21 protein-coding genes are annotated in these 26,396 nt (G+C 72.2%); 5 read left to right on the top strand and 16 right to left on the bottom strand.

Translation table 11 applies throughout. The annotated features are described in order from the left end of the window. The first annotated feature begins 111 nt into the window (after positions 1-111). The 4 genes from CPH93_RS29155 to CPH93_RS29140 all read left to right on the top strand — a co-directional run bounded on the left by CPH93_RS29155 (position 112) and on the right by CPH93_RS29140 (position 5,940). Positions 112-2,466 carry an ATP-binding protein gene (locus CPH93_RS29155; RefSeq protein WP_231976982.1) on the top strand — a complete coding sequence of 785 codons (2,355 nt, stop codon included), beginning with the start codon at positions 112-114 and terminating at the stop codon, positions 2,464-2,466. A gap of 409 nt (positions 2,467-2,875) precedes the next feature. Continuing rightward, a complete protein-coding gene (locus CPH93_RS29150; RefSeq protein ID WP_096214513.1) occupies positions 2,876-3,637 on the top strand; it encodes a dioxygenase family protein in 762 nt (253 codons plus the stop codon). A gap of 60 nt (positions 3,638-3,697) precedes the next feature. Then, complete coding sequence (locus CPH93_RS29145; RefSeq protein ID WP_096214512.1) at positions 3,698-4,867, top strand: hypothetical protein; 1,170 nt, start codon at positions 3,698-3,700, stop codon at positions 4,865-4,867. Positions 4,868-5,076: 209 nt separating this feature from the next. Then, positions 5,077-5,940 carry an LLM class flavin-dependent oxidoreductase gene (locus tag CPH93_RS29140; protein WP_096214511.1) on the top strand — a complete coding sequence of 288 codons (864 nt, stop codon included), beginning with the start codon at positions 5,077-5,079 and terminating at the stop codon, positions 5,938-5,940. A 25-nt stretch (positions 5,941-5,965) separates the two neighbouring features. On the opposite strand, the gene CPH93_RS29135 is transcribed toward CPH93_RS29140, so the two are convergent. Together CPH93_RS29135 and fmt are read right to left on the bottom strand one after the other, a co-directional pair. Beyond that, positions 5,966-7,399 carry an RsmB/NOP family class I SAM-dependent RNA methyltransferase gene (locus CPH93_RS29135; RefSeq protein WP_096214510.1) on the bottom strand — a complete coding sequence of 478 codons (1,434 nt, stop codon included), beginning with the start codon at positions 7,397-7,399 and terminating at the stop codon, positions 5,966-5,968. A gap of 262 nt (positions 7,400-7,661) precedes the next feature. Further along, positions 7,662-8,600, bottom strand: coding sequence for a methionyl-tRNA formyltransferase (gene fmt / locus CPH93_RS29130; protein ID WP_096214509.1), 939 nt, complete (start codon positions 8,598-8,600; stop codon positions 7,662-7,664). A gap of 254 nt (positions 8,601-8,854) precedes the next feature. On the opposite strand from fmt, the gene CPH93_RS29125 reads away from it, so the two are divergent. Next, positions 8,855-9,409, top strand: a complete 555-nt coding sequence (locus CPH93_RS29125; protein WP_006607444.1) for a hypothetical protein — start codon at positions 8,855-8,857, stop codon at positions 9,407-9,409. 223 nt (positions 9,410-9,632) lie between these two features. Here the strand turns inward: CPH93_RS29125 and CPH93_RS29120 are convergent, their stop codons facing one another. The 14 genes from CPH93_RS29120 to pyrR all read right to left on the bottom strand — a co-directional run bounded on the left by CPH93_RS29120 (position 9,633) and on the right by pyrR (position 26,365). Further along, complete coding sequence (locus tag CPH93_RS29120; protein WP_096214508.1) at positions 9,633-11,771, bottom strand: primosomal protein N'; 2,139 nt, start codon at positions 11,769-11,771, stop codon at positions 9,633-9,635. 112 nt (positions 11,772-11,883) lie between these two features. Further along, positions 11,884-13,092: a methionine adenosyltransferase gene (gene metK / locus CPH93_RS29115; RefSeq protein WP_093482209.1), complete on the bottom strand. Its 1,209-nt coding sequence runs from the start codon at positions 13,090-13,092 to the stop codon at positions 11,884-11,886. A 253-nt stretch (positions 13,093-13,345) separates the two neighbouring features. Beyond that, positions 13,346-14,581, bottom strand: coding sequence for a bifunctional phosphopantothenoylcysteine decarboxylase/phosphopantothenate--cysteine ligase CoaBC (gene coaBC, locus CPH93_RS29110; RefSeq protein ID WP_093482210.1), 1,236 nt, complete (start codon positions 14,579-14,581; stop codon positions 13,346-13,348). 107 nt (positions 14,582-14,688) lie between these two features. Further along, a complete protein-coding gene (gene rpoZ, locus CPH93_RS29105; RefSeq protein WP_005319902.1) occupies positions 14,689-14,961 on the bottom strand; it encodes a DNA-directed RNA polymerase subunit omega in 273 nt (90 codons plus the stop codon). Positions 14,962-15,061: 100 nt separating this feature from the next. After that, a complete protein-coding gene (gene gmk, locus CPH93_RS29100) occupies positions 15,062-15,682 on the bottom strand; it encodes a guanylate kinase (protein WP_093482211.1) in 621 nt (206 codons plus the stop codon). 38 nt (positions 15,683-15,720) lie between these two features. Continuing rightward, positions 15,721-16,044: an integration host factor gene (locus CPH93_RS29095; RefSeq protein WP_006607450.1), complete on the bottom strand. Its 324-nt coding sequence runs from the start codon at positions 16,042-16,044 to the stop codon at positions 15,721-15,723. A gap of 215 nt (positions 16,045-16,259) precedes the next feature. After that, a complete protein-coding gene (pyrF, locus tag CPH93_RS29090; protein ID WP_096214507.1) occupies positions 16,260-17,165 on the bottom strand; it encodes an orotidine-5'-phosphate decarboxylase in 906 nt (301 codons plus the stop codon). Continuing rightward, positions 17,162-18,271: a quinone-dependent dihydroorotate dehydrogenase gene (locus tag CPH93_RS29085; protein ID WP_096214506.1), complete on the bottom strand. Its 1,110-nt coding sequence runs from the start codon at positions 18,269-18,271 to the stop codon at positions 17,162-17,164. Before CPH93_RS29085 ends, pyrF begins: the two co-directional genes overlap by 4 nt. A 102-nt stretch (positions 18,272-18,373) precedes the next feature. Next, the gene (gene carB, locus CPH93_RS29080) at positions 18,374-21,685 is read right to left on the bottom strand and encodes a carbamoyl-phosphate synthase large subunit (RefSeq protein WP_093648783.1); all 3,312 of its coding nucleotides are present in this window, start codon (positions 21,683-21,685) and stop codon (positions 18,374-18,376) included. Next, a complete protein-coding gene (gene carA, locus CPH93_RS29075; RefSeq protein ID WP_093482215.1) occupies positions 21,678-22,832 on the bottom strand; it encodes a glutamine-hydrolyzing carbamoyl-phosphate synthase small subunit in 1,155 nt (384 codons plus the stop codon). Before carA ends, carB begins: the two co-directional genes overlap by 8 nt. Further along, positions 22,829-23,416 carry a PH-like domain-containing protein gene (locus CPH93_RS29070; protein WP_096214505.1) on the bottom strand — a complete coding sequence of 196 codons (588 nt, stop codon included), beginning with the start codon at positions 23,414-23,416 and terminating at the stop codon, positions 22,829-22,831. Before CPH93_RS29070 ends, carA begins: the two co-directional genes overlap by 4 nt. Beyond that, the gene (locus CPH93_RS29065) at positions 23,413-24,699 is read right to left on the bottom strand and encodes a dihydroorotase (protein WP_093648786.1); all 1,287 of its coding nucleotides are present in this window, start codon (positions 24,697-24,699) and stop codon (positions 23,413-23,415) included. The genes CPH93_RS29070 and CPH93_RS29065 overlap by 4 nt, the downstream gene beginning before the upstream one ends. A gap of 4 nt (positions 24,700-24,703) precedes the next feature. Then, positions 24,704-25,681, bottom strand: a complete 978-nt coding sequence (locus CPH93_RS29060; RefSeq protein ID WP_093482218.1) for an aspartate carbamoyltransferase catalytic subunit — start codon at positions 25,679-25,681, stop codon at positions 24,704-24,706. Positions 25,682-25,774: 93 nt separating this feature from the next. After that, positions 25,775-26,365, bottom strand: coding sequence for a bifunctional pyr operon transcriptional regulator/uracil phosphoribosyltransferase PyrR (pyrR, locus tag CPH93_RS29055; RefSeq protein ID WP_006607458.1), 591 nt, complete (start codon positions 26,363-26,365; stop codon positions 25,775-25,777). Positions 26,366-26,396 lie beyond the last annotated feature (31 nt).

Genomic DNA, 26,396 nt, shown 5'->3' with positions numbered 1-26,396 from the left:
TACTGCTCCCGAGCCTGTCGGCAACGCGCGTTCCGGCAGCGCGCGGAGCAGCGCACGCCGCAGCCGGCGGAGCTGCCGGGGCGTGGACTGCCGCCCCCGCTCGATGCGTTCGTGGGGCGTGAGCGAGAGCTGTCGCGGTTACGCACGCTGCTGAGGTCCTCCCGACTGCTCACGCTGACGGGCCCCGGCGGCGTGGGCAAGACCCGGCTGGCACTGGAGCTCGCGGGCACTGTGCGGGGCAGCCGGGCGGGCCGCGCCCAGTGGGTGGAACTCGACTCCCTGCACGACGGCGAGCTGCTGCCCCAGGCGCTTGCCGCCGCCCTCGGGGTGCGGGAGCGTGGCGGCCGCGCGGGGATCGAGGCCCTGGTCCATGCGCTGGGCTCCCGCACCACGCTGATCGTGCTGGACAATTGCGAGCATCTGGCCGACGCCTGCGCGCAGTTGACCGCGACGTTGCTCGCCCGCTGCCCCCGGCTGCGGATTCTCGCCACCAGCCGGGAGACGCTGCGGGTCCCCGGCGAGGTCGTCTTCCGTGTCGGCGAACTGTCGCTGTCGCCCGCAGGCGAGGAGCACGGCACCGCCGAGCTGCTGCAATCGGAAGCGGTCAGGCTGTTCTTGGCGCGCGCCCGGACGAGCGACGCGGCGTTCACGCTCGGGCCCGGCGACGCCCGTACGGTGGCCGAGATCTGCCGACGGCTGGACGGACTGCCGCTGGCCATCGAACTCGCGGCGGGCCGGGCGGGTTCGCTCTCCCTGCCCGGCATTCTGCGGGGGCTGGACGACCAGCTGTCCCTGCTGACCGACGGCAGCCGGACCGGGCCGGGCCGGCACCGCGAGCTGGCAGCCGCGATCGACTGGAGTCATCGCTTGCTGGATCCGCTGGAGGCAGTGGTGTTCCGGCGGTTGTCGGTGCTCGGCGGCGGCTTCGATACGGAGGGGGCCGCGGCCGTCTGCGCCGATGGTGTCGAGGGTGACGACGGCAGGGATCGGGACGGCGTCGCGCCTCGGGGCCCGCACCCCACGGTGCGCCCGGAGCAGGTGGTGCGCGTGGTCTGCGCGCTGGAAGCCAAGTCCCTGATCGTGCGGGTACGCGGGGACGAGCAGCGGGGCGCCGCGCGGTTCCGGCAGCTGAGCGCCATCCGGGCCTATGGGATGGACCGGCTCGCGGAAGCCGGGGAACTGCATGACACATGGGACCGGGCGCTCGACTGGCTCGCCGGGAAGAGCGCGGAAGCCCTCGGGCCCGGGGTGTTCGCCGACCTCACCGGAGAGCCACTCGGCCAGGAGCAGGAGATCCTCGCGGCGGCCGTCACGTACTCCGCCGCCCGTTCCGACCGCAGGCACATCCCGCTGGCGATCGCGCTGGCCCGGTTGCTGTACCGGCAGGAGCAGTTGACGGCCGCGCGCACGCTGCTGTCGGGCGTGCTGGAGCGGGTCCAGGACCGCGAAGACCGCGGCGCGGCACTGGCGCTGGCCGCCCGGTCGGCCTGTCTGCAGGACGATCATGCCGCGGCCCTCGCCTTCGCCCAGGAGGCCGTCGCCGTCGGGCGCGCGGGGCAGCAGCCCGCCAGGCTGGCCAATGCCCTGGACGCACTGGCGGCCGCTCGGCTGTGCCGGGGCGAGTTCTCCGACGCCGTCGCGGTGTTCACCGAGTGCCTCGACGTGGTCCGTACGCTCGGCCGCCCGCTGGACCTCGCGCTCTGCCGGCACCATCTGGCCTGGGCAATGCTCCAAACCGGCACGACTGCACAGGCCGAGCGGCTCATGCAGGAGTGTCTGCCGGAGTTGGCGGCACGGGCTCCGCTGGGCCAGTTGACGGCCGCGCTGCACACCGACGGTGCGATCCGGCTGGCGCGGGGCGACCTGGACGGCGCCGAGCGGCGGTTCGCCGAGGTGCTGCTCAAGACACCGCCCGGCGAGAGCTTCCATGCGCTCTATCCGCTGGAAGGACTGGTCATCGTGGCGGCCGAACGGGAGGATCTTCAGCGCTCGCTGCGGCTGTACGCGGCGGCCGCCGCCATCCGGCAGCGGATCGACACCGAACCCGAAGCGCACTGGTGGGGGCAGGTGGAAGCGGCCGTGGCACGGGTCAAGGAACGACTGCCCCCCGCCGGTGCCGCGGCGGCGATGGCGGCCGGTCGTCGATTGCGCGGAGCCCGGCTGGTCGCATACGCGCTGCGCGGCACCGAGGACGGTCCCGCCGGACGCGACAGTGCGCACGAAGGGAGTCCCGACCGAGCCGGCGCGGCGGGCCACCCGCCCTTGACCGGGCGGGAGTCGGCGGTCGCGAAGCTGGTCGCCGAGGGCCTGACCAACCAGCAGATCGCCGACCATCTGGGCCTCTCGAAGAGCACCGTGGCCGGCCATCTCGACCGGGTCCGGGACAAGTGGGGGGTCAGGTCCCGAACCCAGATCGCCGTCCGGGTCGCGGACCAGGCCGCGGGCCGCCCGGAGTCCGGTCTCTGAGCCGACGGGCTGCCTTGGCGCGCCCGGCGCCCGGCCTCTGGCCTGCTCCGGCCTCCGGCTGGGTTTCGTCACGCGCACAACTCGCCGGTCATCCGACCGATGCGCGGGCCGAGCCGACACCGGAGGCTGTGCGGGAGAGCGCACCCGACGGACGGCCGTCCCGAGGCCAACCCAGTCCACCGGCGGTCCCATGGATGACCGTCGGAGAGATGACCGTCGCAGGGACAGCGGTGCATGGGCGACCGTCCATGGACGTACCGCCCAGAGGCGACCGGCACACGGACCCCCACAAGGGCAGCCCCCGCCAGCCGGTCGGCCTCCTCACAGACGCCGGCCTGACGCCGGCCGTCAAGGTCGGCCCGTCCCCATGGGGTGCCTCATGACCGAGTTCTTCCGGCAAGGAGATGCCATGCGCTACGCCGACGATACGAGCCCGGAGGCCGCGAGCGGCCCGCAACCGCCGTCACGGGCAGGCGGCGACGAGCAGGGAAGTTCGAGGCGGTCCTTCATCAAGTCCACGTCCGCAGGCGTGACCGCCGTGGCCATCGGGGCGAGCGTGGTTGCCTCGGCAGGCCCGGCGGCCGAGGCAGCGGAGAAGGGCCGTCCAGCGACGTCAGGCAGTGCGGCGCGCCCGCTCGCCGTCACCCCGGCCTGCTCGGGCCAGGAGACCCCGGCGTCCATCGAGGGCCCGTTGTTCAAGCCCAACTCCCCCGCCCGGGGCGATCTGATCACGCCGGCCGTCCGCGGGGTCCGGCTCGACCTCTCCGGAGTCGTCTACGACACCGCCTGCAAGCCGCTGCCCGAAACGCTCATCGAATTCTGGCAGTGCGATCAGAACGGCGACTACGACACCGCGGGATTCTCGCTCCGCGGTCACCAGTACACGGACAGCCGGGGCGCCTACCTCCTGAAGACCATCATCCCCCGGGACTACTGGGGACGTTGGGGCCAACGGGCGCCCCACATCCACACCCAGGTGCAGGTGTCCGGCGGCCCGCTGCTCGTCACCCAGCTGTACTTCCCCGACGACACCCAGGCCTACGGCCGGGACTTCGCCGCCCTCAACGCCGCCGACCGGCTGCGCAATCGCGCCTGCACCATCGCGCTCACCGGCCCCGAGGGCGGCCGCTACACCGGCACCTTCGACTTCGTCCTCACGACGAAGGTCTAGAGAGCAGGCGGCGCCCCCCGCCCCCGCAGGCTTGATTCCCCATCAGACAAGGAATTCCGTATGCCCTCCCGTACCTCCCTGTCCCGACGGCGTCTTGGCCGGGTGCCGCTGGTGCCGGCGGCGCTGGCCGCCACCCTGGTCACCGGGGCGCTGGTCGTGACCGGCCTGAACGGTGAACCGGCCGCATCCGCAGCCGCCTCGTCCGGCACCGCCCCCGCGCCCTCGGCGTCCCGCGCGGGCCAGTGGCACACGACACCGGTGCCCGTGGCGAAGGGCGATCTGACCGCGATAGCGGCTCTGAGCGACAAGCAGGCCTGGGCCGTCGGCTATCGGCTGAAGAGTGCCACCGCGCTCGAAGCCGTCGCGCTGCGCTGGGACGGTACGTCCTGGACCCAGGAGTCCACACTGCCGGACAACAGCTTTCCGCAGGCCCTCGCCGTCCGGTCGGCCACCGATATCTGGACGGTGGGCAGCGCCTCGGTGCACTGGGACGGAACCAAGTGGACCACCTACCAACTGGCCAAGGACCCCGGCGGCCGGGTCGTCCCCGACGCGGTGACGACGACCTCCGACGGGAAGGCGTGGACGGTGGGCCGGGCGATGAACCGGTCGGTCAAGGACGGCGTCCCGGCCATCCAGTCGTGGGACGGCAAGAGCTGGCACCGGCAGACCCTGCCCGATGTCGGCAAAGGTGAACTGAGCAGCGTCACGGCCGTCGCCCCGGACGACATCTGGGCGGTCGGCACCGCGTACGCCACCGACGCCTCGTCACCGCAGACGGCGCTGCTGCTGCACTGGGACGGCACCGCCTGGAAGCGCATCACCGCACCCGGCCCGCAGGAATCCCACAACTGGCTCGGCGGGGTCACCGCGTTCGGCGCCGATGACGTCTGGGCGGTGGGCGGCAGTACGTCCGGCGGCGCGGAACGGCCCTACGCCGTGCACTGGAACGGCACGGCCTGGACGGCTGCCAAGACGCCGGACGTGGCGGACGGCCGGCTGCGTGCCGTCGGCCGGACGCGGAACGGCGAGCTCTGGGCCGTCGGCGGCAAGGGCGCCGCGTCCGTCGCGCTGCGGTGGAACGGACCGAAGAAGCAGTGGGACACGGCTTCGTCCCCGGGCCTCGTCGTCCGCGGCTTCACCACGGTGCCCCGAAGCGCCGACCTCTGGGCCGCCGGTATCGCCGAACACGGAGACCTCGTGCCGACGATCACCCGGCTGAAGGGCTGAGCCGATGACCGTTGGGGTGGGGCGTCGGGGGCCGCCCCACCCCAACGGCCGCCCCCGACGCCGAATCCGGTACGGCACCCCGGCCCCGGCCCCGAGCCGTCATTCCCCAGGCGCTGCGGTCTCGTCATTCGTCAGGTGGCGGCCTGCCGTGCGGCTGCCTGGCCAGGAATCCGATTGCCCCTCCGCGGCCGGCTGCGCATCCTGCTGGGATGCGCTTCTCCATCAACATTCCCAACTTCGGCGACTTCGCGGACCCCCGCAACGTCGCGACCGTAGCGGAAGCCGCCGAACAGGCCGGCTGGGACGGGCTCTTCGTCTGGGACCACGTACTGCATCGACAACACCAGGGGCGCCCCTTCGGAGACCCCTGGATGCTGCTGACCGCGGCCGCGCTGGCGACCTCCCGGATCCGACTGGGCACCCTGCTGACGCCGGTCCCCCGTTACCGTCCGCAGCAGCTCGCCCGCCAGGTAGCCACCCTGGACCACCTCAGCGGCGGCCGGGTGATCTTCGCAGCAGGTCTGGGCGGTCCGATCGAAGACGAATACGGCAGCTTCGGCGACACCGAGGAGCCGCGCCTCCTCGGCGAGCGGCTGGACGAGGGGCTGGAGCTGTTGAGGCGCTTCTGGTCCGGCGAGCCGGTGGCTCACCACGGCCGGCACTACGAGGTCAGGGACGTGACGCTGCTGCCCGCCACCGTGCAGCGGCCCTGTCCACCGGTGTGGATCGGCGGGTTCTGGCCGCGTCGTCCGCCCATGCGGCGGGCAGCGCGGTGGGACGGCGCGGTGCCGCTCTTCGAGACCGCCCGGCATGGGCACGTACCGGATGTGGCCGAAGTGCGGGATCTGATCGACTATGTGCGGAAACACCGAAGGCCCGTGTCCGAGCGCCCCTTCGACTTCGTGCTCGGCGGTGCCACGCCCCTGGACGCGGCCAAGGCCAAGGATGTGATCGGTCCGCTGCACGACGCCGGCGCCACCTGGTGGGACGAGCGACAGGTGCAGACCGGCCCGGACCTGGACCGCCTGCCCCCAGTACTGCGCCGCATCGAGGCGGGGCCACCGGTGTTCTGATGAGCCGTTCGGGGGTGCCGGGCGCTCAGCCCGTACGCCGCAGCAGCGCCAGGTACATCGCGTCCGTGCCGTGCAGATGCGGCCAGAGCTGGACGTCCGGGCCGTCGCCGAGGACCGGTACGTCCGGCATCAGGGGGCGGGCGTCGACCCACTCCGCCGCCACCGGTGCGCCGCCCCGCCCCTTGAGGACGTCGTCCACCACGGCCCGGGTCTCGGCCGGGTGCGGGGAGCAGGTCGCATAGCCGACGACGCCGCCGACCCGTACCGCCGCCAGCGCCTGCCGCAGCAGCTCGCGCTGGAGCGGGGCGAAGCCGTCCAGGTCATCGGGGCGGCGGCGCCAGCGCGCCTCCGGCCGCCGGCGCAGCGCGCCCAGACCGGTGCACGGCACGTCCACCAGCACCCGGTCGAAGGCTCCGGCCCGCCAGGCGGGGCGGGTGCCGTCGGCGGCGATGACCGCGTACGGGCCCGGGTTGCCGTCGAGCGCGCGGGCCACCAGCCGGGCGCGGTGCGGCTGCTTCTCCGAGGCCAGCAGGGCGGCGCCGCGCTGCGCCGCCAGCGCCGCCAGCAGCGCCGCCTTGCCGCCGGGGCCCGCACAGCCGTCGAGCCAGGCGCGGTCGCTGCCCTCGACGGGCGCGTTGGCCAGTGCGAGGGCGACGAGCTGGCTGCCCTCGTCCTGCACCCCGGCACGTCCCTCGCGCACCGGGTCCAGCGCGCCCGGCTCGCCGCCCTCCGCGAGCCGCACCGCGTACGGGGACCAGCGTCCGGGCAGCGCACTGTCCTCGCCCGCCGCCGCCAGCAGTTCCTCGGTGGTGGACCGGCCGGGGCGGGCCACCAGCGTCACCTCGGGGCGTTCGTTGTCCGCCTCCAGCAGGTCCTCGATGCCGGCCCGGCCGCCGCCGAGCGCGTCCCACAGCGCCGAGACGACCCAGCGGGGGTGCGCATGCACGATGCCGAGGTGCTCCTCGGGGTCCTCGTCGTACGGCGGGGCGACCCGCTCCAGCCAGCCGTCGAGGTCATGGGCCGCGACCTTGCGCAGCACGGCGTTGACGAACTTCGCCCGCCCGTCGCCCAGCACCACCCGGGCCAGCTCGACGCTCGCGCTCACCGCGGCGTGCGTCGGGATACGGGTACCGAGCAGCTGGTGCGCCCCGAGGGTGAGCACGTCCAGGACCGGCGGATCCACCTCCCGCAGCGGGCGGTCCACACACTGCGCGAGGATCGCGTCATAGGTGCCCTGCCGCCGCAGCGAGCCGTACACCAGCTCCGTCGCCAGCGCCGCGTCCCGGGTGTCGAAGTCCTCGCGCTCGCGCGCCTTGCGCAGCAGCGGCGGCAGCACCAGATTCGCGTAGGCGTCCCGCTCGTCGACGGCCCGCAAGGCCTCGAACGCGAGGATGCGGACCGGGTCCTTCTGCGGGCGGCGGTAGGGCTTGCTGGGGCGGCGACGGGGCTGCTGGCTCACAGAAAAGGTGCTCCGGATACGAGATGAGGGTTCCGTCCCAGCCTACGCGGGCGGACCGGCCACCTGCGCGGGGAGGCCGGGGCGCAGGGAGCGCCGGGCCGGGGCCGGGGCGCACGCGGAGGCCGAGCCCGGGTCGGGGCCGAGTACGGGCGCGGACCGGGGCGCACGGGCAGGCCGAGCCCGGGGCGGACGACAGGCGCGGGCCAGGTGCCCCCGTGGGCCCCGACGCACGAGAAGCGTCGGCCCGCGCGGGGACCAGGCCTCAGTCCCCCAGCCGCTCCCCGCCCTCGATACGCACCCCGCGCGCCCAGTCGGCCGCCTTCATCGGCTTCTTGCCCTGCGGCTGCACCCAGACGAGTTCGAGCGGGTGGCTGCCCGTACCGACGTACACCGCCTTCTTGGTGACGGCGAGTGCGCCGGGCGCCAGCGCCAACTCGTCGTGCCCCGCCGCGGAGGCGGCCGACATCAGCTTGAGCCGCTCGCCGCGGAAGACCGTCCAGGCACCGGGCGCGGGCGCACAGCCGCGGATGACCCGGTCGACCCGCAGCGCGGGCGCCGTCCAGTCCACCTTGGCGTCCTCGACCTCGATCTTCGGGGCGAGCGTGACACCCTCGGCCGGCTGCGGCACCGCCTGCAGCGTGCCGTCCTCGATGCCGTCCATCGTCGCCACCAGCAGCCCGGAGCCGGCGAACGCCAGCCGGGTGAGCAGATCGCCGCTGGTGTCCGTCGGCCGGACCTGCTCGGTCAGCACCCCGTAGACCGGGCCGGAGTCCAAACCCTCCTCGATCTGGAAGGTCGAGGCGCCGGTCACCTCGTCGCCGGCGAGCACCGCATGCTGCACGGGCGCCGCGCCCCGCCATGCGGGCAGCAGCGAGAAGTGCAGATTGACCCACCCCCGGGCGGGAATGTCGAGCGCGGCCTTCGGCAGCAGCGCACCGTAGGCGACCACCGGGCAGCAGTCCGGCGCGATCTCCCGCAGCCGCGCCAGGAAGTCCTCCTCGCGTGGCCGGACGGGCTTGAGCACCTCGATGCCGGCCTCCTCCGCCCGCTCCGCGACGGGGCTGGCGACCAGCTTCCGGCCGCGTCCGGCGGGCGCGTCGGGCCGGGTCACTACGGCCACGACCTCGTGCCGGTCCGAGGCGATCAGGGCATCGAGGGCGGGTACGGCGACCTCGGGGGTGCCGGCGAAGACAAGCCTCATGGGTGGCGAACTACCTCTCACACGCAGCGGAACGACGCACCAGTCTATGGGTCCGGCCCCCGGGCCACGGGCGACGGTTCCAGGGGGCGTACACGAATTCCCGCGCCTTGTACGGAAGCTCGTACGCCCCCATACCGTGACCAGAGCCGCTGCTGTCGCGTTGGTCAAAAAGCATTGACCTGAAGACCGGGCCGCCCTGGCGGCCCGCTCTCTTTACATCCTTCCTTTTCCACGCCGGTTCGAGAGGCTTGCTCATGGCCGACCACGCAACCCACGACGCCCAGGCGCGCGCCAGCCTGCATCTCCTGGTGCGGGACATCGAACGGGTGCGCCGGCAGGTGGACGCACTGCGCACGCTGACCGCTCAGCTCGGCAACGTCTACCGGCCGCGGCGCACCGGCCCCTCCGCGGGCTTTGTCGTCTACGGACGCGCGCCCGCTCCGACGGTGCGCCTTGCCCAGGAGTTGCGGGACAGCGTCGAAACACTCGTCACGGCCGCGGTCGACTTCGACCGTTCGCTGGGCTTCTCGTGGGACGCGGTGGGTTCGGCGCTCGGCGTCACCAAACAGGCGGTGCACCGCCGTTACGGTGGCCGCAGAGCCGCCGCCCAGCCCGCCGCGGACAGCAACGGCGCGGAGCCTGCGGTACGTTCCCCCGAGTCCTCCGCGCCCCGCCCGGTGACCATGGCGGCGGGCCTGCCCGGCTCGGCGGCCGTACCTGCCGCCCGTTCCCTGCCCGCCCAGCCGTCCGCCACCTCCCGCGACGAGCCCGCCCGCCCGGGTGCCTTCCCCGGCCCCCGCAACGGCTGAACCACTCCCCCCTCGGGCGCCCCCACGCCCACGCGCCGCCCGCCAGCGCCCCGGGACCGCCCGCCGACACCGGTCCCGGGGCGGCGCCATGTCTGGACCGGGATGTGTCGGGTCGGGCCGTGCCGGACATGGCATGGCTGCCGTACGACGGGGCGGGACGGCCCCGCTGCATGGCGGCTCGACGCCCCGGCAGCGCACACCCCCTCCCCCGCACCGAGCCGTGTCACCCGAGATCCGGCGGATCGATCCGGACCCGTACGGCCTCCCCCTCCCGCTTGACCATCCGGGCCGCGCGGGCGGCCTTGAGCGCCGCGGCGAGCGCCGCGCCCTGGCCGGGGCGGACGCGTACCAGCGCGCGCTCCCACTGCTCGCCGGCCGGCGGGTCGCCCGGCCGGCGCGGGCGACCGGGGTCCGGTACCGGAAGGGGTACGGGGCCCAACACCTCGGCTCCGGCGGGGAGTTCGGCGGATCGCAGCAGATCGGTGACATCCTCGGGCCGGCCGGTCACGGAGGCCATCCGCGACACCGGGGGGAAGCCCAGCTCGGCCCGCTCGGCCAGCTCGCGGACCGCATGGCCGACCGGATCCCAGCGGACCAGCGCCTGCACCGGCCGCAGCGTCGGTTCCGCGATCACCGCGACCGTGCCCCCTGCCACCTGACCGCGGACCAGCCCGGCGGCGCCCAGCCAGCGGCGCAGCGCCTCCTCCCCGGCCCGCAGATCCGGCCGGCCGAGCAGCGCCCAGCCGTCCAGCAGCAGTGCGGCTGCATACCCCTCGCCCTCGGCCACCGGCTCCGCGCCCGGTGTGCTCACCACGAGCGCGGGGGCGTCCGGCACCGTCGCCAGCACATGGTCCCGCCCCGAGGTGCGCACCGGTACCGCAGGGAAGACCCGGCCCAGCTCCTCCGCCGTGCGCCGCGCCCCCACGATCCGGGCCCGCAGCCGCGCGCCACCGCACTCGCCGCAATGCCAGTCGGGCTCCGGCCGTCCGCACCACGCACAGACCAGATCGCCCGCGTGCTGCGACTCCAGCGGGCCCGCGCAGGACCGGCAGCGCGCGGGCGTACGGCACCGTTCGCACGACAGCCGGGGCGCATATCCGCGGCGCGGCACCTGGACGAGCACCGGCCCGCGCTGCAGTCCCTCCCGCACCAGCTGCCAGGCCATCGTCGGCAGCCGGGCGGCCCGCGCGGCGGCGTCCCGCGCCTCGTCACCGTCGCTGACCGTCCGCACCAGGGGCGCCGCGGCCCGCACCTGCTCGCGCTCGGCGGCCAGCGGTCGCGCCCAGCCGGTCTCGACCAGCTGCGCCGCCTCGACGGTGCAGCTCAGCCCGCCCAGCAGGAAGCCGGCGCGCTCATTGACCGACCGCTGGATGAGGACCTCGCGGGCATGCGGCTGGGGCGCATGGGGATCGCTGTGGCTGGCGTCCCCGTCGTCCCAGAGGGCGACCAGACCCAGATCGGCGACCGGAGCGAACATCGCCGCGCGCGTCCCGACCACGGCCCGCACCGCGCCACGGCTCACCGCCAGCCAGCGGCGATAGCGCTCCTCCGGTCCGGCATCGGCGGTGAGCAGCACATGCCGGCCCGTCCCGATCAGCTCGCCGAGCGCCGCATCCACCCGCGCCGCGGCCCGCCCGTCCGGCACCACCACCAGCGCGCCACGCTCGCCCGCGAGCGCCGCGGCGACCGCTCGCGCCAGCTCCTGCGGCCAGGTCGCCCCGGGCAGCGCGGTCCACACGGCCCGCGGGGCGTCCCCGCGTGTCAGCGCCGTCAAAAACCCGGGGCCCGCGCCGTACCGCTCCCAACTTCCCGGCTCCGGTGGCGCGTTGGGCGGCTGCGGGTCGGGCGAGGGCTTGGCCTCGGCCCGCGCCCGCCGCGGCGGGACCGCCAGCTGCACCACATCGGCGAGCGAGCCGGCATAGCGGTCCGCGACCGCCCGGCACAGCCCCAACAGCTCCGGCGTCAGCACCCGCTCCGACGACAGCACCTGGGCGATCGGCGCCAGCACCCCGCGGTAGTCGCTCTCCGCGACCCGTTCCACGATGAATCCGCTGACCAGCTTGCCGCCCTCGCGCCGACCGCCCTTCTCCCCCGCGCCGAACCGCACCCGCACCCGCACCCCGGGCTGCGCCTCGTCGTCCATCGCCGCGGGCACCGCATAGTCGAAATACCGGTCGAGGTGCACCAGACCCTTGTCGACCAGCACCCGCGCCACCGGCAGCTGTGCCGCGAGCTCGGCGCCCCGCCAGGTCCTCGGCTTCGCGCGCCCGGCCTTGTTCTCCCGCACGGCCTCGCGGATGAGGGCCAACTGCTCGCCCGCATCCGACGCCCCCGCCTCCGGTCGCCCGTTCTCCCTGCTCACAGCATCAGTCTTAGCAGACGGCACGGACAACGACCGGCGGCTGTGGACAAGCCGACGGCCCCGGACCGCCTGGCGGTCCGGGGCCGTGGTCGCCTCATAGGAGGCAGGGGACTTACAGTCCGGCGGCCTGCTTCAGCGCCTCCACACGGTCCGTGCGCTCCCAGGTGAAGTCGTCCAGCTCACGGCCGAAGTGGCCGTACGCGGCGGTCTGGGCGTAGACCGGGCGGAGCAGATCGAGGTCGCGGATGATGGCGGCCGGGCGGAGGTCGAAGACCTCGCCGATGGCCTGCTCGATCTTGTCGGTGTCGACGGTGGCGGTGCCGAAGGTCTCGACGAAGAGACCGACCGGCTCGGCCTTGCCGATGGCGTAGGCGACCTGAACCTCGCAGCGGGCCGCGAGGCCGGCGGCGACGACGTTCTTGGCGACCCAGCGCATTGCATAGGCGGCCGAGCGGTCGACCTTGGACGGGTCCTTGCCGGAGAAGGCACCGCCGCCGTGGCGGGCCATGCCGCCGTAGGTGTCGATGATGATCTTGCGGCCGGTGAGGCCGGCGTCACCCATCGGGCCGCCGATCTCGAAGCGGCCGGTCGGGTTGACCAGCAGCCGGTAGCCGTCGGTGTCCAGCTTGATGCCGTCCTCGACGAGCTGGTTGAGGACGTGCTCGACGACGAACTCGCGGATGTCGGGCGCCAGCAGCGAGTCGAGGTCGATGTCGCTGGCGTGCTGCGAGGAGACCACGACGGTGTCGAGGCGGACGGCCTTGTGGCCGTCGTACTCGATGGTGACCTGGGTCTTGCCGTCGGGGCGGAGGTAGGGGATGGTGCCGTTCTTGCGGACCTCGGAGAGGCGCTTGGAGAGCCGGTGCGCGAGGTTGATCGGGAGCGGCATCAGCTCCGGGGTCTCGTCGCAGGCGTAGCCGAACATCAGGCCCTGGTCGCCCGCGCCCTGCTTGTCCAGCTCGTCGTCGTCGCCCTCGACGCGGTTCTCGTACGCGGTGTCGACACCCTGGGCAATGTCCGGGGACTGCGCACCGATGGACACCGAGACGCCACAGGAAGCGCCGTCGAAGCCCTTCTTGGAGGAGTCGTAACCGATGTCCAGGATCTTGTTGCGGACGAGGTTGGGGATGTCGGCGTACGCCTTCGTGGTCACCTCGCCGGCCACGTGCACCAGGCCGGTGGTGATCAACGTCTCCACGGCGACCCGGGAGGTCGGGTCCTCCTTGAGGAGAGCGTCGAGGATGGTGTCGCTGATCTGGTCAGCGATCTTGTCGGGGTGGCCCTCGGTGACGGACTCCGAGGTGAAGAGGCGGCGGGACACATCGCTCCCTGGGGTTGCAGCGGCTGCTGGCTGATCATTGGCGGAAGGGCCGAGAGCTGCGCTCGGCCCGATCCACTCGCCAGTTTATCGGTCGTATGCGGCGTTCGGACACGCAGTCTCGATTTATGGACCCCTCGTGACCTGGGACACCGCGACTCACGGTAGGACGATCACCTTGAGAATGGGGCGGGTCAAGGGGACACGCCCGATTTTGTACGGCCGAAGGTGTGATTCCGGAGGCCGGATACGCGTCTCAGCGTTCGGTATCGGCCAGGCGCGGAGCCACCAGATCCCAGACCGTATCGGCCAGGTCTTCCTTGGGTCCGTACGGAACCGGGGTCTCGGTGCCGTCGGCCGCCAGGATCACCGCTTCGTTCCCGGCCGAGCCGAAGGCCTTGTGCTCCCCGACCTCGTTGACGACCAGCAGGTCACAGCCCTTGCGGGCGAGTTTGGCGCGACCGTTGGCGAGCACGTCGTCGGTCTCGGCGGCAAAGCCGACCACGACCTGGCCCGGGCGGGCCCGCTCCCCGGAGAGCTCCGCCAGAATGTCTGGATTCCTCACTAGAGTTACCGGCTCCGGCTCCCGGCCGTCGATCTTCTTGATCTTGCCGGTGGTGTAGACGGCGGGCCGGAAATCGGCCACGGCGGCGGCCATGACCACCGCATCGGCCTCCGCGGCGGCCTTCAGCACGGCCTCGTGCAGCTGCCGGGCCGTGCCGATGCGGATCACGTCGACGCCGGCCGGATCGGGCAGCTCGGTGTTGCCGGCGACGAGGGTGACCCGGGCGCCGCGGGCCACCGCGGTGCGGGCGAGCGCGTAGCCCTGCTTGCCCGAGGAACGGTTGCCCAGATAGCGGACGGGGTCCAGCGGCTCCCGGGTGCCGCCCGCGCTGACCACCACATGGCGGCCGGCGAGATCCTGCTCCGCCGCCCGCGGGCCGCGGGCCAGCACCCGGCGGCAGAAGTCGAAGATCTCGGCCGGGTCGGGCAGGCGGCCCTTGCCGGTGTCGACACCGGTCAGCCGGCCGACCGCGGGCTCGATGACGAGCGCGCCGCGGCGGCGCAGGGTGGCGACGTTCTCCTGGGTGGCGGGGTTCTCCCACATCTCGGTGTGCATCGCCGGGGCGAAGATCACCGGACATCGCGCGGTGAGCAGCGTGTTCGTCAGCAGATCGTCGGCGAGGCCGTGCGCGGCCTTGGCCAGCATGTCGGCGGTGGCCGGGGCGACCACGACGAGATCGGCGGCCTGGCCGATGCGGACGTGCGGGACCTCGTGGACGGACTCCCAGACCTCGGTGCCGGCCGGGTTGCCGGACAGCGCCGACCAGGTGGCCTCGCCGACGAAGTGCAGCGCCGAGGCGGTCGGCACGACCCGTACGTCGTGTCCGGACTCGGTCAGCCGCCGCAGCAGCTCGCACGCCTTGTACGCGGCGATCCCGCCACTGACCCCCAGGACGACCCTGGGCCGCTCCCGCTCCCGCTTGTCCATCGCTTCGCCGCTCCCCGGGCTCGGTCCGTGTGCCTGTATGCCCCTATGACACACCAAGGGCCCGGCGGACGCGCCGCCGGGCCTCGATGAACGTGCTGCTGTGCTGCCTACTGCGCGGGGCCCTCGATGGCCTCGGAGGTCAGCAGACCCGCGTTGATCTCGCGCAGCGCGATCGACAGGGGCTTCTCGTGGACGTGGGTGTCCACGAGGGGGCCGACGTACTCCAGCAGGCCCTCGCCGAGCTGCGAGTAGTACGCGTTGATCTGGCGCGCGCGCTTGGCGGCGTAGATCACGAGGCTGTACTTCGAATCGGTGGCCTCGAGAAGCTCATCAATGGGCGGGTTGATGATGCCCTCGGGTGCAGTGATGGAAGAGGACACTCTCTGCCTTCCGAAAGGGGATGAAGCCTGGGTCTTGCGCCTGGTCGTACGGAATGGCGCAAAGTCGTGGACGATCCGGGGCCGGTGAAGCTCGGCGGGGTCAGCCGCTGGTGTTCCGCTCCTCGGATCGATGCAGCATCAAGGCTAGCAGCTCGCGGCTGACGTCCTCGACGGAGGTGTTGACAAGCGTCACATCGAACTCTTTCTCCGCTGCCAGCTCGACCCTGGCGGCGGCCAGCCGGCGTTCGATGACCTCCGGTGCCTCCGTGCCCCGGCCGGTGAGCCGGCGGACCAGCTCGTCCCAGCTCGGCGGGGCCAGGAAGACCAGCTCGGCCTCCGCCATGGACTCGCGGACCTGGCGGGCGCCCTGCAGATCGATCTCCAGCAGGACCGGCTCGCCGGCCTCCAGCCGGTCCAGCACCGCCTTGCGGGGGGTGCCGTAGCGGTTGCCGGCGAATTCGGCCCATTCGAGCAGCTCGCCGTTGGCGATCAGCTTGTCGAATTCCACGTCGTCGACGAAGAAGTACTGCACGCCGTGCCGCTCCCCGGGGCGCGGCTTGCGGGTCGTGGCCGAAACCGAGAGCCAGACCTCGGGGTGGACCTTGCGCATATGCGCGACGACCGTGCTCTTACCGACCCCGGAGGGGCCGGAGAGCACGGTCAGCCGCGGTTGTCTGGCCGGGGGCTCGGGGGTCGTCCCCCGGGAGACTGCAGAACTCATGCAGCGATTATTCCAGCTTCCCGGTAGTGCCGGAAAATTCAGGAAGCGGTACTGCCGAACTCGCGCTCCAGCGACGCGATCTGGTTGGAGCCAAGACCCCGGACTCGGCGGCTCTCGGAGATGCCGAGCCGTTCCATGATCTGCTTGGCGCGGACCTTGCCGACGCCCGGCAGGGACTCCAAGAGGGCGGAGACCTTCATCTTGCCGATGACGTCGTTCTCCTGGCCCTGCTTGATGACCTCATGGAGGGAAGCACCGGAGTGCTTGAGCCGATTCTTGACCTCGGCGCGCTCCCGGCGAGCCGCGGCGGCCTTCTCGAGCGCGGCTGCGCGCTGTTCAGGGGTAAGGGGCGGAAGAGCCACGCCTACGTCACCTCGGATGTCGAACTGTCGGATACGGACCGGTGTGGAACCTAGTCGCCCCGCACCTGCGGAGCAACGAGCAACGCGCTTACGTGCACTGCTCTCGTCGGAGACTAGCGGGCGAGGGCTCCGGAGTCAGCGAGAACAGACGAAAAGTCCTGGTCAGACTCTGCTGACCAGGACAATTCGGGACCAAAGTCCCCGTCGGAAGGCGTTCAGGCGAGCGCGGTGCGCACTTCGCCGGTGAATCGGTCCACCGCCGCGCGCAGTGCCGAGGTGTCCGGACCGTGTCGCAGCACCCCCCGGCTGACGCTCGGCAGGACGTTGTGCACGGCGTCCCCGAAGACGGTCGGGAGGTCAGCGGGGGTGGCGCCCTGGGCGCCGATGCCGGGGGCGAGCAGCGGGCCGTTGATCGCCAGGTCGAACGAAGAGAGATCGCCGAGCGTGGCGCCGACGACCGCGCCGAAGGAGCCCAGCGGCTCGGCGCCGGCGTTCTCGGCGGCGAGGTGGCCGAGCATGGTCGCCGCGACGGTGCTGCCGTCGGCGCGGACCGCGCGCTGGACCTCCTGGCCCTCCGGGTTGGAGGTGAGGGCGAGGGTGAACAGCCCGCAGCCGTTCTCCCGGGCCAGGTCGACGGCCGGGCGCAGCGAGCCGTAGCCCAGGAACGGGCTGACCGTGACGGCGTCCGAGAACAGCGGGGAGGCCGGGTCGAGGTAGGTGGCGGCGTACGCGGCCATGGTGGAGCCGATGTCGCCGCGCTTGGCGTCCATCAGGACCAGGGCGCCGCGCTCGCGGGCCTCGACGACGGCGGTCTCCAGGACGGCCAGGCCGCGCGAGCCGAAGCGCTCGAAGAACGCGGATTGTGGCTTGAAGACGGCCACCGACTCGCCGAGGGCCTCCACGACGGTGCGGGTGAATCGCGCCAGGCCGGCCACGTCGTCGTTCAGGCCCCAGTCGGCCAGCAGCGCGGCATGCGGGTCGATACCGACACAGAGCGGACCGCGCTCGTCCATGGCGCGGCGCAGGCGGGCCCCGAAGGGGTTCGCAGACGAATCCTGCGGCCCGGATCCCCTCGGTGAGGGGTGGTGGTCGGGCGACGGGCGGGCAAAGGGCTCGGTCATGCGGTCACCTTCTTGTGCTCGGCGCCGACGGCCTCGGCGAGGGTGGCGTAGGGGCTGTTGCGCAGGCGGGCGGCGAGTCCCTTGTGGACGGCGCGGCACCAGAACGGGCCCTGGTAGATGAAGGCGCTGTAGCCCTGGACCAGGGTGGCGCCGGCGAGGATGCGCTGCCAGGCGTCCTCGGCGTTCTCGATGCCGCCGACGCCGATCAGGGTGATCGTGTCGCCGACCCGGGCGTAGAGGCGGCGCAGCACCTCCAGGGAGCGCTCCTTGACGGGCGCGCCGGACAGCCCGCCGGTCTCGGCGATCAGCGCCGGGTCGGAGGTCAGCCCCAGCCCCTCGCGGGCGATGGTGGTGTTGGTGGCGATGATCCCGTCCAGGCCGAGCTCGACGGCGAGGTCGGCGACCGCGTCCACGTCCGCGTCGGCGAGGTCCGGTGCGATCTTGACCAGCAGCGGGACCCGGCGGTCGGTGACCATGCGGTCCGCTGCCTCGCGGACCGCGGTCAGCAGCGGGCGCAGGTGGTCGACGGCCTGGAGGTTGCGCAGCCCCGGCGTGTTCGGGGAGGAGACGTTGACGACCAGGTAGTCGGCGTGTCGGGCGAGCCGCTCGGTGGAGGTGACGTAGTCGGCGGTCGCCTCGTCCTCCGGTACGACCTTGGTCTTGCCGATGTTGACGCCGACGGTGGCCGGGAAGACCGGGTTGCGGGCCGCCAGGCGGGCCGCGACGGACGCCGAGCCGTCGTTGTTGAAGCCCATCCGGTTGATCAGCGCACGGTCCGGTACGAGGCGGAACAGGCGCTTCTTGGGGTTGCCCGGCTGCGGCTGGGCGGTGACCGTACCGATCTCGACGTGGTCGAAGCCGAGCATGGTCATACCGTCGATGGCGACGGCGTTCTTGTCGAAGCCGGCGGCCAGCCCGAAGGGGCCGTGCATCGGGCGGCCGAGGGCCTCGGTGCGCAGTTCCTTGTAGCGGGGGGCGAGGGCGGCCGCGAGGAAGGTGCGCAGCACGGGGATGCGCACGGCCAGCTGGATCCAGCGGAAGGCCAGGTGGTGGGCCTTCTCGGCGTCCATGCGCCGGAAGAACAGGGCGAAGAACAGGCGGTACATCGTCGGGCGGGACCTTCCGCGGTGAGGGAGTCGGGGGGCTCGTGGAGCGGGTGCGGGGCTCACGAAGAGGGGGACACCGCCTCGGTGTCCCCCTCCCGGTCCCTACTCCGCGCGGGCCGCGGTGAGATGTTCGGCGTGTTCCTGGAGGGAACGCACCCCCACGTCTCCGCGGGACATGGCCTCGATGCCCTGGACGGCGGCGGCCAGCGCCTGGACCGTGGTCAGGCAGGGCACGGCGCGGGCGACCGCGGCGGTGCGGATGTCGTAGCCGTCCAGCCGGCCGCCGGTGCCGTACGGGGTGTTGACGATCAGGTCGACCTGGCCGGCGTGGATCAGCTGGACGATGGTCTTCTCGCCGTCCGGGCCCTCGCCCTCGGACTGCTTGCGCACCACGGTGGCGTTGATGCCGTTGCGGCGCAGCACTTCGGCGGTGCCGGAGGTGGCGAGCAGCTCGAAGCCGTGCGCGACCAGCTCACGGGCCGGGAAGATCATCGAGCGCTTGTCGCGGTTGGCGACGGAGACGAACGCCCGGCCCTTGGTGGGCAGTGCGCCGTACGCGCCGGTCTGCGACTTGGCGTAGGCCGTGCCGAAGACCGAGTCGATGCCCATGACCTCACCGGTGGAGCGCATCTCCGGGCCGAGGACGGTGTCCACACCGCGGCCGTGGATGTCGCGGAACCGCGACCAGGGCATGACGGCTTCCTTGACGGAGATCGGCGCGTCCAGCGGCAGGGTGCCGCCGTCGCCGGTCTTGGGCAGCATGCCCTCGGCGCGCAGCTCGGCGATGGTGGCGCCCAGCGAGATCCGGGCGGCGGCCTTGGCCAGCGGCACCGCGGTGGCCTTCGAGGTGAAGGGCACCGTACGGGAGGCGCGCGGGTTGGCCTCCAGGACGTAGAGGATGTCGCCGGCCATCGCGAACTGGATGTTGATCAGGCCGCGGACGCCGACGCCCTTGGCGATGGCCTCCGTTGACGCCCGCAGCCGCTTGATGTCGAAGCCGCCCAGGGTGATGGGGGGCAGCGCACAGGCGGAGTCGCCGGAGTGGATACCGGCCTCCTCGATGTGCTCCATGACGCCGCCGAGGTAGAGCTCGTGGCCGTCGTAGAGCGCATCGACATCGATCTCGATGGCGTCGTCGAGGAACCGGTCGATGAGCACCGGGTGGCGGTCGATCAGGCCGGCGTGGCGGGTGAGGTACTCCCCCAGCGAGGGCTCGTCGTAGACGATCTCCATACCGCGGCCGCCGAGCACGTACGACGGGCGGACCATGACCGGGTAGCCGATCTCGGTGGCGATCCGCTTGGCCTGGTCGAAGGAGAAGGCGGTGCCGTACTTGGGGGCCGGCAGCCCGGCCTCGGTCAGCACCCGGCCGAACGCGCCGCGCTCCTCGGCGAGGTCGATCGCCTCGGGCGAGGTGCCGACGATCGGCACGCCGTTGTCCTTGAGCGCCTGCGCCAGGCCCAGCGGGGTCTGGCCGCCGAGCTGGACGATGACGCCGGCGACCGGGCCGGCCTGGGTCTCGGCGTGCACGATCTCCAGGACGTCCTCAAGCGTCAGCGGCTCGAAGTACAGGCGGTCGGAGGTGTCGTAGTCCGTCGAGACGGTCTCGGGGTTGCAGTTGACCATCACGGTCTCGTAGCCGGCGTCGCTGAGCGCGAACGAGGCGTGGACGCAGGAGTAGTCGAACTCGATGCCCTGGCCGATGCGGTTGGGGCCGGAGCCGAGGATGATCACGGCCGGCTTCTCGCGGGGCGCGACCTCGGTCTCCTCGTCGTAGGAGGAGTAGAAGTACGGCGTCTTCGCGGCGAATTCGGCGGCGCAGGTGTCGACCGTCTTGTAGACCGGGCGGACCCCGAGGGCGTGCCGGACCTCGCGTACGACGTCCTCGCGCAGTCCGCGGATCGCCGCGATCTGGGCGTCGGAGAAGCCGTAGCGCTTTGCGTCCGCAAGGATTTCCGGGTGGAGCTTCTCGGCGGCCGCGATCTCGTCGGCGATCTCCTTGATGAGGAAGAGCTGGTCGACGAACCAGGGGTCGATCTTCGTGGCGTCGAAGACCTCCTGGGGGCCGGCGCCGGCGCGGATGGCCTCCATGACGGTGTTGATCCGGCCGTCGGTGGGGACCTGGGCGCGCTCCAGCAGCGCCGCCTTGTCACCGGGTTCGGTGACGAAGTCGAACTGGCTGCCCTTCTTCTCCAGCGAGCGCAGGGCCTTGTTGAGCGCCTCGGGGAAGTTGCGGCCGATCGCCATGGCCTCGCCGACCGACTTCATGGTCGTGGTCAGCGTGGCGTCGGCGACCGGGAACTTCTCGAAGGCGAAGCGCGGGACCTTGACGACGACGTAGTCGAGAGTCGGCTCGAAGGAGGCCGGGGTCTTCTCGGTGATGTCGTTGGGGATCTCGTCGAGGGTGTAGCCGACGGCGAGCCGGGCGGCGATCTTCGCGATCGGGAAGCCGGTGGCCTTGGAGGCCAGCGCCGAGGAGCGCGAGACGCGCGGGTTCATCTCGATCACGATCACCCGGCCGTCGTCGGGGTTGACCGCGAACTGGATGTTGCAGCCGCCGGTGTCGACCCCGACCTCGCGGATCACGGCGATGCCGATGTCCCGCAGGGTCTGGTACTCGCGGTCGGTGAGCGTCATCGCCGGGGCGACCGTGATCGAGTCGCCGGTGTGCACGCCCATCGGGTCGAAGTTCTCGATGGAGCAGACGACCACGACGTTGTCGTTCTTGTCGCGCATCAGCTCCAGCTCGTACTCCTTCCAGCCGAGGATGGACTCCTCCAGGAGCACCTCGGTGGTCGGGGAGAGCGTCAGGCCCTGGCCGGCGATCCGGCGCAGTTCCTCCTCGTTGTGCGCGAAGCCGGAGCCGGCGCCGCCCATGGTGAAGGAGGGGCGGACCACGACCGGGTAGCCGCCGAGCTCGTCGACGCCCTTCATGACGTCGTCCATGGAGTGGCAGATGTAGGAGCGCGCGGACTCGCCGTGGCCGATCTTCTTGCGGACCTCCTCCACGACCTCCTTGAACAGGTCGCGGTCCTCGCCCTTGTTGATCGCCTCGACGTTGGCGCCGATCAGCTCGACGCCGTACTTGTCGAGGGTGCCGGCCTCGTGCAGCGAGATCGCGGTGTTCAGCGCGGTCTGGCCGCCCAGGGTGGGCAGCAGGGCGTCCGGGCGCTCCTTGGCGATGATCTTCTCGACGAAGTCCGGGGTGATCGGCTCGACGTAGGTGGCGTCGGCGATCTCCGGGTCGGTCATGATCGTCGCCGGGTTGGAGTTCACCAGGATGACGCGCAGGCCCTCGGACTTGAGGACCCGGCACGCCTGGGTGCCGGAGTAGTCGAACTCGGCGGCCTGGCCGATGACGATCGGGCCGGAGCCGATGACCAGGACGGACTGGATATCGGTGCGCTTAGGCACGCTGGCCCTCCATCAGGGATACGAAGCGGTCGAAGAGGTACGCGGCGTCGTGCGGACCCGCGGCGGCTTCGGGGTGGTACTGGACGCTGAAGGCCGGCTGGTCGAGCAGCTGGAGGCCCTCCACCACGTCGTCGTTGAGGCAGACGTGGGAGACCTCGGCGCGGCCGAAGGGGGTGTCGGAGACCTTGTCGAGCGGGGCGTCGACGGCGAATCCGTGGTTGTGCGCGGTGACCTCGACCTTGCCGGTCGTGCGGTCCTGCACCGGCTGGTTGATGCCGCGGTGCCCGTACTTGAGCTTGTAGGTGCCGAAGCCCAGCGCACGGCCCAGGATCTGGTTGCCGAAGCAGATGCCGAAGAGCGGCGTCTTCCGCTCCAGGACGGCCTGCATGACGGAGACCGGGTGGTCGGCGGTGGCCGGGTCGCCCGGGCCGTTGGAGAAGAACACGCCGTCCGGGTTCACCGCGTAGATGTCCTCGGCGGTGGCGGTGGCGGGCAGGACGTGCACCTCGATGCCGCGCTCGGCCATGCGGTGCGGGGTCATGCCCTTGATGCCCAGGTCGATCGCGGCGACGGTGAACTTCTTCGTACCGATCGCCGGGACGACGTAGGACTCCTTGGTGGCGACCTGGGTGGACAGGTCGGCGCCCTGCATCTCGGGGGCCTGGCGCACCTTGGCGAGCATCGTGCCCGCGTCGGGCAGCGCCTCGCCGGAGAAGATGCCGACCCGCATCGCACCGCGCTCGCGCAGATGGCGGGTCAGGGCGCGGGTGTCGATGCCGCTGATGCCGACGACGCCCTGGGCGACCAGCTCGTCGTCCAGGGAGCGCACCGAGCGCCAGTTGGAGGGGATGCGGGCGGGGTCGCGGACGACGTAGCCGGAGACCCAGATCCGCTGCGACTCGGGGTCCTCGTCGTTCACCCCGGTGTTGCCGATGTGCGGGGCGGTCATGACGACGACCTGGCGGTGGTACGAGGGGTCGGTCAGCGTCTCCTGGTAGCCGGTCATGCCGGTGGAGAACACCGCTTCGCCGAAGGTCTCCCCCACGGCCCCGTAGGCGCGGCCGCGGAAGCTGCGGCCGTCCTCCAGGACGAGTACGGCGGGGAGCCCCCTTGTGCCGTGGGCGGTACCCCTGGTGGAGGTCGTCATCGTGCGCCTTCCGTTTCGGTGTGTTCGGTGGTGTGCGGGGTGGTACTCAGCGCGGTGAGGGCCTCGACCCAGGCGGCGTGCTCGGCGGCCCGGTCGGAGCGGAAGCCCGAGTCGAGCTGCTTGCCGCCGTGTTCCCAGGTGACGATGAGCAGCCCGCCCTCGGTGAGGACCTTGCCGGCGATGCCCTTGTCCAGGCGGGCGCCGCGCAGTGCGGCGGCCGGCACGAAGAAGCTCGCGGCGCCGGGCCGTACGACGCCCAGGCCCTGGTCGGTGAGGGTCAGCTCGACGCGGCTGCGGGTGCCCAGGCCGTGCGCGACGATCCGGTCGAGCCACTGCCCGGCGGTGGTGGAGCCGTGGTAGCGGCCGCTGAGGGTGAGCCGCGGTGCGCCGGGGTCGTCGGGGGTGGCCGGCAGCTCGGGCAGATCGCCCTGGAGCGTGCCGCGCCACTTCCAGCCCTGGCGCATCAGCCAGTAGACGAAGGCGACGAAGACCAGCAGACCGACGACCCAGCCGATCCGTGCCGCCCAGTCGGTGACCGGTGCGGAGTGCTGTGCTGCGGCCAGGTGGAACAGTGAAGGAGTCACGCCAGCTTCCCGTCGACGACCGTTGCCCGGCCCCGCAGGAAGGTGTGGGTGACGCGTCCCGGCAGCTCACGGCCCTCGTAGGGGGTGTTGCGGCTGCGGGAGGCGAAGCCCGCGGGGTCCACCTCTCCACGGTAAGCGGAATCGAGGAGGGTGAGGTTGGCAGGCTCACCGGCCGAGATGGGCCGGCCGTGGCCGGCGGCCCGGCCGATCTGCGCGGGCTTGACCGACATCCGGTCCGCGACGCCCGCCCAGTCCAGCAGGCCGGTCTCCACCATCGTCTGCTGGACGACCGACAGCGCGGTCTCCAGGCCCACCATGCCCATGGCGGCCGCGGCCCACTCGCAGTCCTTGTCCTCGTGCGGGTGCGGGGCGTGGTCGGTGGCGACGATGTCGATGGTGCCGTCGGCGAGGGCCTCGCGCAGCGCCATGACGTCGCGCTCGGTGCGCAGCGGCGGGTTGACCTTGTAGACGGGGTTGTAGGTGCGCACCATCTCGTCGGTGAGGAGCAGGTGGTGCGGGGTGACCTCGGCCGTCACGTCGATCCCGCGGGACTTGGCCCAGCGCACGATCTCGACGGAGCCCGCGGTCGACAGGTGGCAGATGTGCACCCGGGAGCCCACGTGCTCGGCGAGCAGCACATCCCGGGCGATGATCGACTCCTCGGCGACGGCCGGCCAGCCGCCGAGCCCCAGCTCCGCCGAGACGATGCCCTCGTTCATCTGGGCACCCTCGGTGAGCCGCGGCTCCTGGGCGTGCTGGGCGACGACGCCGCCGAACGCCTTCACGTACTCCAGGGCGCGCCGCATGATCACGGCGTCGTGGACGCACTTGCCGTCGTCGGAGAAGACGGTGACCCCGGCGGCGGACTCGTGCATGGCGCCCAGCTCGGCGAGCTTCTTGCCCTCCAGGCCGACCGTCACGGCGCCGATCGGCTGCACATCGCAGTAGCCGTGCTCCCGGCCGAGCCGGTAGACCTGCTCGACGACGCCGGCGGTGTCGGCGACCGGGAAGGTGTTGGCCATGGCGAACACGGCGGTGTAGCCGCCGCTGGCCGCGGCCTGGGTGCCGGTCAGGACGGTCTCGGAGTCCTCCCGCCCGGGCTCGCGCAGGTGGGTGTGCAGATCGACGAGCCCTGGCAGCAGCACCTGCCCGCCGGCCTCGATGACCTGGGCGCCTTCGGCCGAAAGGCCGCTGCCGACGGCCTCGATGAGCTCCCCGTCGATCAGGACGTCCTGCACCTCGCCGCCGAGCACCTGCGCACCGCGGATCAGAATCTTGCTCATGGTCTTACTTCTCCTCGGTACGGGGGTGGGTCACGGCGGGCTCGTTGCCGCCCAGCAGCAGGTACAGGACGGCCATGCGGACGGAGACCCCGTTGGTCACCTGCTCGACGACCGTGCAGCGGTCGGAGTCGGCGACCTCGGCGGTGATCTCCATGCCCCGGACCATCGGGCCGGGGTGCATCACCAGGGCGTGCTCCGGCATCCGGGCCATCCGGTGGCCGTCCAGGCCGTAGCGGCGCGAGTACTCGCGCTCGGTCGGGAAGAAGGCGGCGTTCATGCGCTCGCGCTGCACCCGCAGCATCATCACGGCGTCGGACTTCGGCAGCACGCTGTCGAGGTCGTACGACACCTCGCAGGGCCAGGTCTCGACGCCGACCGGCACCAGGGTGGGCGGCGCGACCAGCGTGACCTCGGCGCCGAGGGTGTGCAGCAGGTCGACGTTCGAGCGGGCGACCCGGCTGTGCAGCACATCGCCGACCAGGGTGATGCGCTTCCCGCCGAGGTCCTGGCCCAGCCCGGCGTCGGGGCCGATGAGCCGGCGCCGCATGGTGAAGGCGTCGAGCAGGGCCTGGGTGGGGTGCTGGTGGGTGCCGTCGCCGGCGTTGATGACCGGGGCGTCGATCCAGCCGGAGGTGGCGAGCCGGTAGGGGGCGCCGGAGGCGCTGTGCCGGATGACGACGGCGTCGACGCCCATCGCCTCCAGCGTCTGGGCGGTGTCCTTGAGGGACTCGCCCTTGGAGACGCTGGACCCCTTGGCCGCGAAGTTGATCACGTCCGCGGAGAGCCGCTTCTCGGCGGCCTCGAACGAGATCCGGGTCCTGGTCGAGTCCTCGAAGAAGAGGTTGCAGATCGTGCGTCCGCGCAGGGTGGGGAGTTTCTTGATCGGCCGGTCGGCGACCCGGGCCATCTCCTCGGCGGTGTCGAGGATCAGGACGGCGTCGTCGCGGGTGAGGTCGGCGGCCGAGATGAGGTGACGCTTCATCCGGTGTTCTCCGTGAGTGAAGGAGGTGTACGGGGATGTCCGTCGAGCGGGCATGCCTGCGGGCCCGGGGTCACCGGGTCCCTGCGAGGTGCGCTAACGCTCGCCGGCCGGTGCGGTGTGCTTCACGCCGAGCAGCACGGCGTCCCGGCCGTCCTCCTCGGTGAGCTGGACCTTGACCGTCTCCCGCAGCGACGTGGGGAGGTTCTTGCCTACGTAGTCGGCGCGGATCGGCAGTTCGCGGTGGCCGCGGTCGACGAGGACCGCCAGCTGCACGGCGCGCGGCCGCCCGATGTCGCCCAGGGCGTCCAGCGCGGCGCGGATCGTGCGCCCGGAGAAGAGGACGTCGTCGACGAGCAGGATGAGCCGGCCCTCGATGCCGTCGGCGGGGATGTCCGTGCGGGCGAGCGTGCGGGCGGGGCCCAGGCGCAGGTCGTCGCGGTACATCGTGATGTCGAGCGAGCCGACCGGGACCGCGCGGCCGGTGATCTCCTCGAGCTTGGCGGCCAGCCGCCGGGCGAGGAAGACGCCGCGGGTGGGGATTCCCAGCAGCACCACATCGTCCGCGCCCTTGGCGCGCTCGACGATTTCGTGGGCGATGCGGGTGAGCATGCGCGCGATGTCCGGGCCTTCGAGCACCGGTCGCGCGGGGAGCTGGACCCCTGCGTCGGAAGTGTGTGCGTCCATACGAAACGGACCTCCTTCTCCGCCTCACGGG

Origin of the sequence: Streptomyces sp. 2323.1 (assembly GCF_900221035.1) — a bacterium.
GTDB lineage: Bacteria > Actinomycetota > Actinomycetes > Streptomycetales > Streptomycetaceae > Streptomyces > Streptomyces sioyaensis.
The sequence above is the reverse complement of the archived record's forward strand: the minus strand, read 5'-3'. Positions and strand labels throughout refer to the sequence as shown.

Excerpts from the sequence above, each read along its gene's own strand:
- CPH93_RS29150 (WP_096214513.1), top strand. The coding sequence starts at position 2,876 with ATGCGCTACGCCGACGATACGAGCCCGGAGGCCGCGAGCGGCCCGCAA.
- CPH93_RS29145 (WP_096214512.1), top strand. The coding sequence starts at position 3,698 with ATGCCCTCCCGTACCTCCCTGTCCCGACGGCGTCTTGGCCGGGTGCCG.
- CPH93_RS29140 (WP_096214511.1), top strand. The coding sequence starts at position 5,077 with ATGCGCTTCTCCATCAACATTCCCAACTTCGGCGACTTCGCGGACCCC.
- fmt (WP_096214509.1), bottom strand. The coding sequence starts at position 8,600 with ATGAGGCTTGTCTTCGCCGGCACCCCCGAGGTCGCCGTACCCGCCCTC.
- CPH93_RS29125 (WP_006607444.1), top strand. The coding sequence starts at position 8,855 with ATGGCCGACCACGCAACCCACGACGCCCAGGCGCGCGCCAGCCTGCAT.
- coaBC (WP_093482210.1), bottom strand. The coding sequence starts at position 14,581 with ATGGACAAGCGGGAGCGGGAGCGGCCCAGGGTCGTCCTGGGGGTCAGT.
- gmk (WP_093482211.1), bottom strand. The coding sequence starts at position 15,682 with ATGAGTTCTGCAGTCTCCCGGGGGACGACCCCCGAGCCCCCGGCCAGA.
- pyrF (WP_096214507.1), bottom strand. The coding sequence starts at position 17,165 with ATGACCGAGCCCTTTGCCCGCCCGTCGCCCGACCACCACCCCTCACCG.
- CPH93_RS29085 (WP_096214506.1), bottom strand. The coding sequence starts at position 18,271 with ATGTACCGCCTGTTCTTCGCCCTGTTCTTCCGGCGCATGGACGCCGAG.
- carA (WP_093482215.1), bottom strand. The coding sequence starts at position 22,832 with ATGACGACCTCCACCAGGGGTACCGCCCACGGCACAAGGGGGCTCCCC.
- CPH93_RS29065 (WP_093648786.1), bottom strand. The coding sequence starts at position 24,699 with ATGAGCAAGATTCTGATCCGCGGTGCGCAGGTGCTCGGCGGCGAGGTG.
- CPH93_RS29060 (WP_093482218.1), bottom strand. The coding sequence starts at position 25,681 with ATGAAGCGTCACCTCATCTCGGCCGCCGACCTCACCCGCGACGACGCC.
- pyrR (WP_006607458.1), bottom strand. The coding sequence starts at position 26,365 with ATGGACGCACACACTTCCGACGCAGGGGTCCAGCTCCCCGCGCGACCG.